Source organism: Ramlibacter sp. AN1133 (assembly GCF_037890035.1).
GTDB lineage: Bacteria > Pseudomonadota > Gammaproteobacteria > Burkholderiales > Burkholderiaceae_C > Ramlibacter.
In genome coordinates this window covers 1-13,185 of record NZ_JBBKTQ010000026.1, presented here as the reverse complement: position 1 = coordinate 13,185, position 13,185 = coordinate 1, and the positions used below count along the sequence as shown (strand labels likewise).

Annotated in this window: 11 protein-coding genes; 8 read left to right on the top strand and 3 right to left on the bottom strand. The window is 63.2% G+C overall.

Annotated elements, in window-relative coordinates:
- The first annotated feature begins 65 nt into the window (after window positions 1–65).
- The 7 genes from WG923_RS25225 (at window position 66) to WG923_RS25195 (ending at window position 6,286) form a co-directional block, all read left to right on the top strand.
- Window positions 66–539, top strand: a complete 474-nt coding sequence (locus tag WG923_RS25225) for a transposase (protein ID WP_340353774.1) — start codon at window positions 66–68, stop codon at window positions 537–539.
- Window positions 540–894: 355 nt separating this feature from the next.
- Window positions 895–1,707 (top strand): hypothetical protein, encoded by an 813-nt coding sequence (locus WG923_RS25220; RefSeq protein ID WP_340353773.1) that lies wholly within the window; start codon window positions 895–897, stop codon window positions 1,705–1,707.
- A 201-nt stretch (window positions 1,708–1,908) separates the two neighbouring features.
- Entirely contained in the window at window positions 1,909–3,075 is a 1,167-nt protein-coding gene (locus WG923_RS25215; RefSeq protein ID WP_340353772.1) for a DUF4062 domain-containing protein, read from the top strand.
- Between the two features lie 189 nt (window positions 3,076–3,264).
- Window positions 3,265–4,308 carry a hypothetical protein gene (locus tag WG923_RS25210; protein WP_340353771.1) on the top strand — a complete coding sequence of 348 codons (1,044 nt, stop codon included), beginning with the start codon at window positions 3,265–3,267 and terminating at the stop codon, window positions 4,306–4,308.
- A 185-nt stretch (window positions 4,309–4,493) separates the two neighbouring features.
- Window positions 4,494–5,135 carry an HAD family hydrolase gene (locus WG923_RS25205; RefSeq protein ID WP_340353770.1) on the top strand — a complete coding sequence of 214 codons (642 nt, stop codon included), beginning with the start codon at window positions 4,494–4,496 and terminating at the stop codon, window positions 5,133–5,135.
- Between the two features lie 123 nt (window positions 5,136–5,258).
- Complete coding sequence (locus WG923_RS25200; RefSeq protein WP_340353769.1) at window positions 5,259–5,789, top strand: dihydrofolate reductase family protein; 531 nt, start codon at window positions 5,259–5,261, stop codon at window positions 5,787–5,789.
- Window positions 5,790–5,833: 44 nt separating this feature from the next.
- The gene (locus WG923_RS25195; protein WP_340353768.1) at window positions 5,834–6,286 is read left to right on the top strand and encodes a VOC family protein; all 453 of its coding nucleotides are present in this window, start codon (window positions 5,834–5,836) and stop codon (window positions 6,284–6,286) included.
- Between the two features lie 187 nt (window positions 6,287–6,473).
- Here WG923_RS25195 and WG923_RS25190 read toward each other — a convergent pair whose 3' ends face one another.
- From WG923_RS25190 to araD, 3 genes are all read right to left on the bottom strand, one after another.
- Window positions 6,474–7,994 carry a tripartite tricarboxylate transporter permease gene (locus WG923_RS25190; RefSeq protein ID WP_340353767.1) on the bottom strand — a complete coding sequence of 507 codons (1,521 nt, stop codon included), beginning with the start codon at window positions 7,992–7,994 and terminating at the stop codon, window positions 6,474–6,476.
- Window position 7,995: 1 nt separating this feature from the next.
- Window positions 7,996–8,418, bottom strand: coding sequence for a tripartite tricarboxylate transporter TctB family protein (locus WG923_RS25185; RefSeq protein ID WP_340353766.1), 423 nt, complete (start codon window positions 8,416–8,418; stop codon window positions 7,996–7,998).
- A 164-nt stretch (window positions 8,419–8,582) separates the two neighbouring features.
- Window positions 8,583–10,313, bottom strand: a complete 1,731-nt coding sequence (araD, locus tag WG923_RS25180) for an L-arabinonate dehydratase (protein ID WP_340353765.1) — start codon at window positions 10,311–10,313, stop codon at window positions 8,583–8,585.
- A 467-nt stretch (window positions 10,314–10,780) separates the two neighbouring features.
- On the opposite strand from araD, the gene WG923_RS25175 reads away from it, so the two are divergent.
- On the top strand, window positions 10,781–12,940 hold the full coding sequence (locus tag WG923_RS25175; RefSeq protein ID WP_340353764.1) for an AAA family ATPase: 2,160 nt from the start codon (window positions 10,781–10,783) through the stop codon (window positions 12,938–12,940).
- Window positions 12,941–13,185 lie beyond the last annotated feature (245 nt).

Sequence of the window (13,185 nt, the reverse complement as noted above, 5' to 3'; positions counted from 1 at the left end):
GGTGGGGCCGTGGGTGACGCGGTTTCGTCGCCCATGGTGGGTTCGCGGCCACGACTGGGTCGTCTATGCCAAGACGCCGCTCGCAGGGCCCGGCGGCTGTCGTGGACTACCTGGCGCGTTACACCCATCGCACAGCAGTGGGCAACGAGCGTCTGATCGCGATCGATGGCGATGCCGTGCAACCGCGTGTGCGCAAAGACAAGGGCAAACGCGGGTGCGTCAGCATCGCGGGTATCGACTTCGTCGCGCGACTGCTGCAGCACGTGTTGCCCCCCGGCTTCAAGCGAATCCGGCACTACGGGGTGTTGGCTCCCGCAGCCAAGCGGCAGCGCCTTGCGGCTGCTCGATTTCTGCTGCGCATGCCTGCACCGAACCCGATCGCCTGGGAAGACGCCAGCGCGTTCATGCGGCGCATTGCCACCACGGAAATCAGCCGGTGCGCCCACTGCGCGAACGGCCACTGGATCGTGCTGGGGGAACTGCGCGCCGACCGCCGTGCCCTGGCACGTGAACCTCCAGCCAATCGGGGTCCGCCGTGAGCAACGAGATCTCCGACATGCAGGAGCCAACCTTCGGTCGCCGTCACGCCGTGGGCAGAGGCGGCTGCGTCCTCCATTCAGGAGGCACGCGCCCAATCGCGAGGGTAGGATCGCAGGAGGTTCGCAATCCTCCAAGTAGTGGATGCGGTGCCCCCAATGCGCGCACGCGCCGCCGTGTCCCCGCCACAGTTCCATTGCTGCAGGCCAGCCTCCAACCTTACACTGCCCAATAGCAAGCCGCCGGCGCCGGCGGTTCACTTCAACGAGGTTTATCTGCCGCGGGAGGACTCGTGAACTATCGAAACGCTGCGTGGCGGCAGATAAACGCTATTCGTTAGACGCTAGGAGGGCGTAAATGGCGACCGATCCCGAAGTTCTCCGTATTGCCAACGACTCTGGCTTTCCGCTCCAGATCGCGGTGCAGCAGTCCGTCACGGCTGAAGAGGACAGGCACGGGTGGCGCGTCGTCCATACGGAGCATGGCTGGCACAACCCCGCCGATTGTCAGTCTGGATTTATCGACCTCGTCCTTCGCGACAGAAACGACTTTGCGAACATCGTTGTCGAGTGCAAGAGAGTGCGGAACGCTACTTGGCTTTTCTTCAACACAGCCGGCACCTCCAATCCTCGCCGCCATTGCAAGGCGTGGGTTTCATATTATCGAGATGGGCAGTTCAGGGCATTCGGATGGCACGATGTTCCAATCGACCCACCTTCACCCGAGGCGAAGTTCTGCGCAGTACGAGGTCAGACCACGAACGACAAGAACACCTACTTGGAGCGCGTGGCCGGTGAGCTTATTTCGTCTACGGAGGCTCTTGCACTCGAAGAGCGCGACTACCGTAGAGAGAACGATGAGGACATGCGGATGTACTTCAACGTTGTCGTGACCACTGCGGAGTTGAAGGTGGCTTCCTTTGACGTAACCCATCTCTCCGTGGCAGACGGAACATTGAAAGAGGCCGAAGTTGTTGACGTGCCATTCGTTCGCGTCCGCAAGCAGTTTTCGATGCGCCCCGCGAACCTCACTCCGGCGGACTGGCTTCGACATGACGATCCAGACTATCGCCGGGAGAACACCGTGATTGTGGTGCGCGCCGATAAGCTGAACGATTTTCTGCAAGGCTTCGATATCCCCAACGCCTCCATTCGAAGGCTTGGCGTATGAGATCTCTCGTGGCGTCGACCGGCAGCGCGTCTAACAGGTCGTTCGACGCGGACACGCACCGGCAAGGCGCCGCAAGCCGTGCGCGGGAGCATACGTCTCGCGGCGCCTTGCCGCTGCGTGCCGGTCAACTCCGACGTTAGGCTGCACGGTTAGCATTCGTGCGCAATAGAAGATGCAAAATCACAGAGGAGGCAAAAATTCATGGCAAAGCCGAGGGTGTTCGTCAGTTCGACTTACTACGACTTGAAGCACATTCGAGCTTCACTGGACCTGTTCATTGACTCCTTAGGATTTGAGCCGGTACTGTCGGAGAAGGGAGATATCGCATACACGCACGATCGGCCTCTCGACGAGTCTTGCTACAGAGAGGCGGAGAACTCAGACATCTTTGTTCTAGTCGTAGGCGGCCGCTATGGGACGGAAGTTAGTAACGACAAGAAGCGGGTTTCTAAGGAATTCTTTGAGCGGTACGACAGCATTACTCGGAAAGAATACGAGTCCGCTGCGGCGAGAGATATTCCGATCTACATCCTCTTGGAGAAGGGCGTCCACTCCGAGTATCAAACCTACCTCCGAAATAAGGAGGTTGAATCGATTTCATATGCTCACGTGGACTCTGTGAATGTGTTTGTCCTTATTGAGGACATCCTCTCGCGACCAAGGAACAACCCCGTTCAAACATTCGAGAGGTTCGAGGAGATCGAGACTTGGCTAAGGGATCAATGGGCAGGTTTGTTCCGGGAATTGCTGCGCAGGCAATCACAGCAGCAGCAGCTAGCCGGCCTCTCGGCTCAAGTAGGAGAGTTGAAGGCAACGAACGAGACCCTGAAGAAGTACCTTGAAGCGGTGATGCTAGGTGCGGACCGCACGGAGTCATCTCGATTGATCGAGAGCGAGGAGCAACGACTGCTGTCGCTGCGCCGAGAGGAGGCGGCGAGCAAGAACGATTGGGTTAAATACGTAGCGGGTCGAGTCGAGCTTCCAGTTACCGCGGTCGTGGAAGCTGTTCGCGCGGCGAATGGGCGCGAGGACTTCGTTAAGTCGGTGTACAAATTGTCCCCGGCAAGTGGCAATGAGAAGAGGACTATCGCCGACACCTTGCGCAAGAGTGCCACGGCGAGACGTGATCTGAATGAAGCTCGGATGCTCCTTGGCCTTCAACCGTTCAGTGAAGAGCCTGGGGACACTCGCTTTGAGCACGAGAAGGAAGAAGCGAGGCCATCCGTTGAACGAGCCGTGCTCACGGAGTTTGGAGCCAGCGACCCCGAGGACGAAAGTGCATCCGTGCATGCGCCAACCACGCGCTCGAGAGCCCAGGCGCCCAAAGGGACCGTAGCAAAAAAGCGAAGCCCCAAGAGCAAGGCATAGTCGTGCAGCCTAACTTTGCAATCGACACGGACGTCCTATCGGCTGGCCTTGACCAGCCTACTGTCCGCCGGTCATTTCTACGTTAGACGGCATAATTCCACAGCATTGGTGCGAAGGGAGTCGACAACTATGGCATACCGATTTTCAACCCTCCGCATTTCCCCCGCAGATCGCCTTTGGCTGGCCGAGATGGCCAAACCCGACTTTGATGAACGCGTAGCGCGAATAAATCTCGGCAACAAGATTCCCTTTGACTTCGATCCCAGCAGAATCGATCGGAAGCTATGCTTTGAAAAACGCCTCACCCTCATCGGCCTGTGGCACGTCGATCCGCAGGATGCGGTGTTCTCTGCAATCGGGATCTTGCTGACCGCAATAAACGAGAAGATGAAGGCGGATGCTTATAAGACGCAGTTTTCCGTATCCGAGATCGCTGCTGAAAGCAAGTTCCCCCACCCGCAACTGCGCCGCGTAGTTGAAGAGTTGGAACGCATTCCAAGCTACTCGTCTATACCTCGTGTTTTTGACAGAGTGAAAGTCAGAACCGACGGAGAGGTCGACCTCAACATACTCTCCGCAAGCACGGCGGAACCGTTCTTAGCATGCGGGGGACCGGAGCAGTTTCTCGAGTGGCTGTTCCTGAAGATGGACGCGGGGCAGAGCGGTCTTGCTTCAGGGGCAAGAAGCGAGGTCAGCGCCCAAGGGGCGGCCGCCGAACTACCTATAAGGCCAGGAACGGCGTTTGTCCTAATGGCGATGGATCCAAAGAAGCCTGAACTTGATGATGTGTATGCAGCAATACGCGCAATATGTGGGGAGTTCAACATCGACGCTAGAAGAGCAGACAAGTTCGAGCATGATGAGCAAATTACGGACCTCATCCTGAGGGAGCTTCGTACCTCGGAGTTTCTCATTGCTGATCTCACCTATGAGCGACCCAATGTCTACTATGAGGTTGGGTACGCGCACGCTCTGCGCAAGCGGCCCATACTGTTCCGACGAGAGGGAACAAACCTGCATTTCGACTTGGCTGTTCACAACGTGCGCGAGTACAGAAATTTAGAGCACCTGAGAGACTTGTTGCATCGCCGGCTTGCAGCGATCTTTGATCGGGAGCCAGGTCTCGCAGAAGCCAAGAAGCCTGCACGAAAGCGAAAACCAGGCGTCGCCGACGTTCTTGCAGAGATGCAGGTTCGGAAGAAGAAAGCAGCCAAGGGCAGGAGCCAAAGTTAAGATTGGGCGCGTGAAGTGGGCTGCGTTATTGTTCAAGCGCGTGCAACCGGATTGGCGCTGCCGTCTAACAGGTCGTTCGACGCGGACACGCAGCGGCATTGCGCCGCAAGCCGTGCGCGGGAGCATACGTCTCGCGACGCCCCGCCGGTGCGTGCCGGTCAACCCCGACGTTAAACCGCAGGTTCATGCCCCAGCTGCCCCCCATCGTCCTCGACCTGGACGGAGTGGTCCTCCAGACGAACCTGCTCAAGCACCGCGCCATGCTGTCCCTGTTCGAGGACTGTCCTGAACAGAGCGCGATCAGCGAGTACATCCTGAGCAACGTTGGCGTTCGACGCGACGTCAAGATTGCACACATTCTCCGGACATTCGCCAGAGGAAGTGCGACTGACGATCTTGGGCATTACCTGGTTGCGTATGCGGGGAAGCTGGAGCAGTTGCTTCGCTCGGCGCCACTTGTTCCAGGTGTGGAAGATTTCCTGAGATCCGATCGCTCCTTCTTCCTCAGCTCCTCGGCGCCCGAGCCGGAAATCGAGTTGCAGCTTCGCTCTCGCGGTTTGTGGTCGCGCTTCGAGAGAGTCTTCGGGGCCTCCAAACCCAAAGCGATGGCATTGTCGGAAGTACATCAAGCGTCCGGGTCTCGTCCTGTCTTTTTCGGCGACTCGCCCCCCGACCTTGACGCTGCTGTCGAAGCAGGAGCGTCCTTCGTCGCGGTCGTGTTCGAGCGCGACAACTTTGCTGGAGTGCCCGTTGTCAAGCTGCCTGATTTCACTTCAGCAGAACGTGTCCAATACTGCATCGATGCGGCAAGTCGAGCTGTGGTCTGACCTGTCGTTCGACGCGGGCGCGCAGCGGCATGGCGCCGCGAGACGTATGCTCTCGCGCACGGCTTGCGGCGCACTGCCGCCGCGTGCCGGTCAACTCCGTCCCGCGTGAGAAAGAGGAGTGGTATGGCCAAGCTCGTGTTCGGAATGAACCTGTCCCTGGACGGCTACGTCGACCATCTGGCGTTCGGGCCCAGCCCCACGCTGTTCCGCCACTTCATCGAGGAGGCTCGGCAGCAAGCGGGCAGCGTCTACGGTCGCCGGATGTATGAGGTCATGCGGTACTGGGACGACGAGCACCCTGAATGGGGTGCAGAAGAACAAGCCTTCGCGGCGGCCTGGCGGGCCCAGCCGAAGTGGGTCGTCTCGCGCTCGCTCAAGTCGGTCGGCCCCAACGCCAAGCTGGTCGAGGGTGATCTGGAGGCCGCGATCCGCGAGTTGAAGGCCGGGCGCGACGGGGAGATCGAAGTGGCCGGCCCGGAATTGGCGCACAGCCTCACCGAGCTCGGCCTGATCGATGAGTATCGAATCTACCTGCACCCCGTCGTGCTGGGTCACGGCAAACCCTATTTCGCCGGACCCCGGCCGCGGCTCCGCCTCATGACGCAGGACCGGATTGGCGAGGATGTGATCAGGTTGACCTACGTTCCTGCTTAGTCGCGCGCGACCCGCCGGACAGATCGAGAAGGAGCGCCGACGCCATGACTCTCAAGCGGATGGACAACGTCGGCATCGTCGTGGAGTCCCTCGACGCCGCCATCCCCTTCTTCGTCGAGCTGGGCATGCGGCTCGAAGGGCGGGCCACCATCGAGGGGGAGTGGGCAGGGCGCGTCACCGGGCTGAGCGCCCAGCGCGTGGAGATCGCCATGCTGGTCACGCCGGACGGCCATAGCCGGCTCGAGCTTTCCCGATTTCTCAGCCCGCCGGTCGTTGCCGATCACAGGGAAGCCCCGGTGAACGCGCTCGGCTACCTGCGCGTCATGTTCACGGTGGAAGACATCGACGACACGCTGGCCCGGCTCCGCGGGCGGGGCGCGCAGCTCGTGGGCGAAGTCGTTCAGTATCGGGATGCCTATCGGCTTTGCTACATCCGTGGGCCCGAAGGGGTGCTGATCGGGCTGGCAGAGGAGCTCGAGTCCGGTGAGCTCGCATAGGCGGCAGGGGATCAGGCCATCACCGCTGCCTTGCGCCGGGGAGTGCCCCCACCCCAGCCCTCCCCCGGAGGGGGAGGGAGCAAGACAGGGGGAGGGGCAAGATTGGCGAGACAAAAAAAGCCCGGCTTCCGCCGGGCAATCCGTCCAACCGCTTTCGCGGGGGCCGTGTCGCAAAGAGTCCTGTTCGTCAGGCCGGCAGCGTCGCCTCCGCGTCCGCTACCGCGCCCTTGCGCTCGCGCGCCTTCAGGAAGAACGTCAGCACCTGCCATGCGATGAAGGCGCCGATCAGGGCCATCAGCGTTCCGCTGATCGGCCGCGTGAAGAAGGTGCCGAAGCTGCCGCGCGACAGCAGCAGCGCGCGGCGGAAGTTCTCTTCCAGCATCGGGCCCAGGATGAAGCCGAGCATCAGCGGGGCCGCGTCGAGTTCCAGCCGCATCATCAGGTAGCCCATGAGGCCGAAGGCCGCCGTGATGAAGATGTCGTCCACGTTGTTGTTCACGCTGTAGGTGCCGATGCAGCAGAAGAACAGGATGCACGGGAACAGCACGTTGTACGGGACCTTGAACACCGACAGCCAGTAGCGCACCAGCGGCACGTTCAGCACCAGCAGGAAGCAGTTGCCGACCCACATGGAGGCGACCAGGCCCCAGAACAGCTCGGGGTGGCCCGCGATCATGTTGGGGCCCGGCTGGATGCCCTTGATGATGAAGGCGGCCATCATCAGCGCCATCACCGCGTTCTCGGGGATGCCGATGGACATCAGCGGGATGAAGCTGGTGCGCGCGGCGGCCTCGTCGGCCGCGGCCTGGCCGGCCACGCCCTCGATGCAGCCGGTGCCGATCTCGTGCTTGTACTTGGAGACCTTCTTGTCGATCGCGTAGGCCGCGAACTGCGCGATGGTGGGACCGCCGCCGGGCAGGATGCCCAGGAAGGAGCCGACCAGCGAGCCGCGGATGGCGCTCGGCCAGATCCGCTTGAACTCGGGCCACGTGGGCATCAGCTTGATCTTGCCGTTGAAGGGCGAACGCTCCTCGCGCGAGTCGAGGTTCTTGGTGATCTCCGCGATGCCGAAGCAGCCCAGTGCGATCGAGACGATGCCGATGCCGTCGGCCAGGAAGGGCAGGTCGAGCGTGAAGCGCTGCAGGCCGCTGTTGACGTCGGTGCCGATCTGTCCGAGCAGCACGCCGATCAGGCACATGGCCAGGCCGTTCAGCAGCGAGCCCGTGGTCACGAAGGACACGCAGACGAAGCCCACCATCATCAGCGCGCAGTAATCCGCGGGACCGAACAGGAAGGCCACCTCGCCCAGCGTCGGCGCCAGGAAGGCCAGCACCACGATGGCGACCGTGCCGCCGATGAAGCTGGAAAGGCCCGCCGTGAAGAGCGCCAGGCCGGTCTTGCCCTTGAGCGTCATCGCGTAGCCGTCGATGCAGGCCACGATGGAGCTCGCGTGCGGAATCTTCATCGTGATCGCCGAGACCGAGTCGCCGTACTGCGCGCCGTAGTAGATGCCGGCCAGCATGATCAGCGCACCGGTGGTGTCGATCGAGTACGTGAGCGGCAGCAGGATCGAGATCGTCGCCAGCGGGCCCAGGCCGGGCAGCAGGCCGACGAGCGTGCCGACCACGCACCCGATGGCGCAGTACATCAGGTTGTGCAGGGTGAGGGCGTGCGAGAAGCCGAACGCCAGGTTGTGCAGGACTTCCATGTCAGTACAGGGGCAGGTTCATGCCGAGGAGCTTGGCGAACACGAGCGCCATCAGGCACAGGCCGATGGCGATCTTGACGTTGCGCTTCCACGAATAATTGGTGCCGGCGAGCGTGGCGATGAACACCATCGTCACGATGGCGATCGTCATGTTCACCAGCAGCGTGATCACGGCGAAGGCGCAGAGGCTGCCCAGGATGATCGCGATGTTCTTCAGGTGCAGGTCCAGGGGCACCTTCTGCACGAAGCGCGAGCGGATCACGGTGGCGATGCCGATCAGCAGCAGCATGGAGCTCACGACGACGGGGAACAGGCCGGCGCCGGCGCGGGCGAAGTCGCCGATGGGGTAGCGCAGGGCCGTCAGGCCGAACGCGAGGGAGATCGCCACGAGGAACAGGCCGCGGGCGAGATTGCGGTCATTCATTGAACAGGTCAGTAGAGGTTTGCGACGGCGCGATGTTCGGCGGCGGCGACTGACCGGAAACTGACCTGGGCGGTGCGGAGTTGTACGTAGCGGGGACTACGCAGGGGGCCTTGCGCTCGGGCGTGCCCCCACCCCAGCCCTCCCCCGCAGGGGGAGGGAGAAGATCAGTAGATGTCCGGCTCGCCGGCGCTCTCGCCGAAGTCGGCCTGCAGGAAGTCCATGTCGCATCCTTCGTTGGCCTGCAGGATGTGTTGCGTGAACATCCAGCCGTAGCCGCGGGCGAAGCGCGGGGGCAGCGGCTTCCACTGCGCGCGGCGCTGCGCCAGTTCCTCGTCGGAGACCTCCAGCCGGATGCTGCGGTTCGGGATGTCGATGGCGATGCGGTCGCCGGTTTTCACCAGCGCGAGGTTGCCGCCGATGTAGGCTTCCGGCGCCACGTGCAGCACGCAGGCGCCGTAGCTGGTTCCGCTCATGCGCGCGTCGCTGATGCGCAGCATGTCGCGCTTGCCTTCCTTCAGCAGCTTCACGGGCATCGGGATCATGCCCCACTCGGGCATGCCGGGGCCGCCCTTCGGCCCGGCGTTGCGCAGCACGATCACGTCGTCCTCGGTGACGTCGGCGTGCTCGTCGTCGATCATCTTCTTCATGCTGGCGTAGTCGTCGAACACCAGCGCGCGCCCGCTGTGCCGCATGAACTTCTCGCTCATGGCCGAAGGCTTGATCACGCAGCCGTCCGGCGCCAGGTTGCCGCGCAGCACGGCCAGCGCGCCTTCCTTGTAGACCGGGTTCGACCAGGGCCGGATCACGTCCTCGTTGAAGCACTCGGCGCCTTCGAGGTTCTCGCCCACCGTCTTGCCCGTCACGGTCAGCTGGTCCAACCGCAGGTGCGACTTCACGCGGTCCATCAGCGCGCGCAGACCGCCGGCGTAGTAGAAGTCCTCCATCAGGTACTGGCTGGTGCCGTTGGGGCGGATGTTCGCCAGCACCGGCACCTCGCGGCTGATGCGGTCGAAGTCGGCCAGCGAGATCTCCTGCTTCGCGCGGCGCGCCTGCGCGATCAGGTGGATGATCGCGTTGGTGGAGCAGCCCAGGGCCATGGCCACGGTGATGCCGTTCAGGAAGGCCTCGCGGGTCTGGATCTTCGAGGGCCGCAGGTCCTCGTGCACCATCTCCACGATGCGGCGGCCGCAGGCCGTGGCCATGCGCTGGTGGCTGGCGTCGACGGCGGGGATGGAAGCCGCGCCGGGCAGCGCCATGCCGATCGCCTCGGCGATGGACATCATCGTGCTGGCCGTGCCCATGGTCATGCAGGTGCCGGCGCTGCGCGCGATGCCGCCCATGATCGACATCCACTGCGGCTCGGTGATGGTGCCGGCGCGGCGCTCGTCCCAGTACTTGAAGGCGTCGGAGCCGGAGCCGAGCGTCTGCCCGCGCGACATGCCGCGCAGCATGGGGCCGGCCGGCAGGAAGATCGCCGGCACGTCGGCGCTGGTGGCGCCGAGCAGCATGGCGGGGGTGGTCTTGTCGCAGCCGCCCATGAGGACCACGCCGTCCACCGGGTAGGCGCGGATCATCTCCTCCACCTCCATCGCCAGCATGTTGCGATAGAGCAGGGCGGAGGGCTTGATCAGCACCTCGCCCAGCGACACCGTGGGCAGCTCCAGCGGGAAGCCGCCCGCCTGCAGAACCCCGCGCTTGACCTCCTCGCCGCGGTGCTTGAAGTGCTGGTGGCAGGGATTGAAGTCGTTCCAGTTGTTCAGGATGGCGATGACGGGTTTCCCCACCCAATCCTGGGGGTCGTACCCCATCTGCATGATCCGCGAGCGGTGGTTGAACGAGCGGAATTCGTCGCGGGCCAGCCAGCGCTGGCTGCGGAGCTTTTCGAGGTTCGCCATGGGGGCGCATTGTCGCGCGGGCGCGGCACCCTCACGGTGCACCCGCGCCCCCGAGTCAAGCGCGGCACGGCATGTCCGCCGGCAGCGTGGGGGCGTCCGGCGCTGCAGCAGCCGCCGTTTTGCGTTGCAGCGCACAATAAAAAATCCCCCGGGGCTGCTCGAGCTCCGAGGGATAAGTAGGCGGGAAAGAAACTTGAAAAAGAACCCGCCTCAATCACTGAGATTGCACATTGCGTGCCCGGGTTCCGGATATCGCCCTCCCGACTTGATGTGCAGCGAAATGCCAACACCATTGTTCGTGAATTTGTCACGTGGCCATGCCCAGCCCGACGAGGGTGTGGTATTGGAACTCGCCTCTCGGGAACCCTTTCTGTAGGATGGCTCTGACAGAGGAGACTCCTGCCGCGAGCTCCCTGGAAGCATTTTCGTGCTGGCGCCGCCGCCAGCTCGCCCCGAGCAGGAACACCATGTCCGACCTTTCCGCCGCCGACAAAGACCCCGTGGACGGCAACGCCTCCGGCAACTCCACGCCCAGCCCCTGGCTCAGCATCAAGAAGCTGGGCGCGCGGCTGTCGGACTGGTTCTCGATCCAGTCCGTGGCCGTCAAGGCCATGCTGATCGCCGTGGCCATCATGATCCCGGTGACGGCCGGCTACTCCTTCATGGTGCTGCAGCGCCAGGCCGCGGTCGCCGAGCAGGTGAAGGCCATGGCGGGGGCCAAGGGTGCCGATTCCATGTGGACCCTCGACGAGAAGCTGCCGGTGGTGTTCGGCACGGGCTCGGTGCTGGGCTTCCTGGAACAGCACCCGGTGCAGCGCATCACGGTGGTCTACAAGCCGCTGATGTGGAACGTCTCCGAGCGCATCATCCTGATCGAGTCGAACGGTACGCAATACGCTTACTACCCGAGCGACATGGAGACCAAGATCTTCGCCGACAAGGCGGTGAACGCCTCCTGGGGCGGCAAGATGGTCTTCATCCCGCGCGGCGAGCTGTCCGCGACCAGCCTCGACATGCTGGAGAAGCTCGACGAGCGCTTCGCCGGCGCCCGCCCGCAATCGGAAAAGGACGGCTGGAAGGCCGGCGTGAGCGGCGTCCTCTCCGCCGCGCTGACGCTCGGCCTGCTGGGCTTCCTCGCCTTCCACCTCAAGGGCCAGTTCAAGTCCCTGCGCTTCATCGAGCCGAACCAGGTGCACGGCTCCATCGAGGACCTGGTGGGCATGGACGACATCAAGTCCGAAGTCCGCCAGATCAAGGACCAGTACGAGCGGCGCGCCGCGTACGCGGAGTACGGCATCAACAAACCGTTCAACGTGATGTTCAGCGGCCCCGCGGGCACCGGCAAGACCAAGCTCGCCAGCTACCTGGCCAAGGAGCTGAACCTGCCGATCCTGTTCCACTCGGCGGCCAACCTCGAGACGGGCTACGTGGCCGGCGGCTCCAACACGCTGGGCCGCATCCTGGCTATCGCCAAGCGGCGCAAGCGCTGCATCGTCTTCCTCGACGAGGCGCAGGACCTGTTCATGAAGCGCGGCGGCCACCGCAAGTTCGACGACGACACGCAGAACATGCTGCTGGCCATCCTGGACGGCGTGCGCACCAAGAACGACGCCGAGATCATCTGGATCGTGGCCTCCAACTTCAACGCCGAGTCGATGCAGATGGACGAGGCCATGCTGCGCCGCTTCCAGATGAAGGTGGACTTCCGCCTGCCGAACAAGGAAGAGCGCCGCGCGATCGTGGAGTACTACCTGGCCCAGCGCGCCGTGAAGGTGGCCGAAGGGCTCGACCTGCGCCACTTCGTGGAGATCACCGAAGGCCGCAGCCCGGCGGACCTGGAGACCATCGTCAACCAGGCCGGCATCACCGCGGTGCAGGCGGGCGACCTGATCGACGCCGACACGCTGATGCAGGCCGCCGAGCGCGTGATGGTGGGCAACGTCAACGGCAACACCACCAAGGAGCGCGAGCGGGATCGCCGCATCATCGCGATCCACGAGTGGGGCCACTTCCTGGTCGATTTCGAGCTGGAGCGCAAGCGCGCCGCCGGCGACTGGGACAAGCTGCAGGCCGAGATGAAGACGATCAAGATCTCGCTGAAGGCCAACCCGCGCAACAACGCGCTGGGCTTCGTGTTCCACAAGCAGGGCAACAACCTGCTCAAGACCAAGGCCGACATCGAGCACGACGTGCGCGTGCTGCTGGGCGGCATGGCCAACGAGGAACTGTTCTTCGGCGAGGAAGGCACCACCAACGGCGCGCACAACGACATCACGCGCGTGACCAAGCTGCTGCACCACGCCGTCGCCGAGATGGGCATGTACCGCAAGACGCGCCTGAACTTCGGCGCGCTCAACGACGGCAGCAACCGGACGGTGGACGAAGAGACGCGCTCGATCATGGAGATGCAGAGCGAGCGCCTGTACGGCGAGACCAAGGCGACGCTGTCGCGGCTGAAGCCGCTGACGGAGCACCTGGCCGGCAAGCTGATGGATACCAGCGAGATGAGCCTGAAGGAGGCCCTGTACGAGATTCGCGCCTTCGAGGCGGCCTGCTTCAGCTTCGACTCGAGGGTCGGACTGAACGGCGCATCGACCGCGCAGGCGGCGCCCGACGCGGCGGCCTGAAACGGAACAACAGAGGAGTCGAGGTAGGGCGGCCTGCGGGTCGCCCTTTTTTTTGGCTCTTCGCCGATTTGCGGGGATCGAGGCAAGGCCCCGATCGCCACCATTGCTACTGGTTGTCGAGATGGGTTGATCTGCGACCGGCGAACGCTTGGGAGCCGTGTCCGGTGGACGTCGCGCCGCTCGGGCCGGACCAGTCCGTGGCTGTCCGTCTCAGCGACTGTCCCCCGGCGCGGATGGGAACCGTT

What these genes read in the sequence shown, in the direction of transcription:
- WG923_RS25200 (WP_340353769.1), top strand. Translation starts at nt 5,259, where the DNA reads ATGGCCAAGCTCGTGTTCGGAATGAACCTGTCCCTGGACGGCTACGTC.
- WG923_RS25215 (WP_340353772.1), top strand. Translation starts at nt 1,909, where the DNA reads ATGGCAAAGCCGAGGGTGTTCGTCAGTTCGACTTACTACGACTTGAAG.
- WG923_RS25210 (WP_340353771.1), top strand. Translation starts at nt 3,265, where the DNA reads ATGGCCAAACCCGACTTTGATGAACGCGTAGCGCGAATAAATCTCGGC.
- WG923_RS25175 (WP_340353764.1), top strand. Translation starts at nt 10,781, where the DNA reads ATGTCCGACCTTTCCGCCGCCGACAAAGACCCCGTGGACGGCAACGCC.
- araD (WP_340353765.1), bottom strand. Translation starts at nt 10,313, where the DNA reads ATGGCGAACCTCGAAAAGCTCCGCAGCCAGCGCTGGCTGGCCCGCGAC.
- WG923_RS25190 (WP_340353767.1), bottom strand. Translation starts at nt 7,994, where the DNA reads ATGGAAGTCCTGCACAACCTGGCGTTCGGCTTCTCGCACGCCCTCACC.
- WG923_RS25205 (WP_340353770.1), top strand. Translation starts at nt 4,494, where the DNA reads ATGCCCCAGCTGCCCCCCATCGTCCTCGACCTGGACGGAGTGGTCCTC.
- WG923_RS25225 (WP_340353774.1), top strand. Translation starts at nt 66, where the DNA reads ATGCCAAGACGCCGCTCGCAGGGCCCGGCGGCTGTCGTGGACTACCTG.
- WG923_RS25220 (WP_340353773.1), top strand. Translation starts at nt 895, where the DNA reads ATGGCGACCGATCCCGAAGTTCTCCGTATTGCCAACGACTCTGGCTTT.
- WG923_RS25195 (WP_340353768.1), top strand. Translation starts at nt 5,834, where the DNA reads ATGACTCTCAAGCGGATGGACAACGTCGGCATCGTCGTGGAGTCCCTC.
- WG923_RS25185 (WP_340353766.1), bottom strand. Translation starts at nt 8,418, where the DNA reads ATGAATGACCGCAATCTCGCCCGCGGCCTGTTCCTCGTGGCGATCTCC.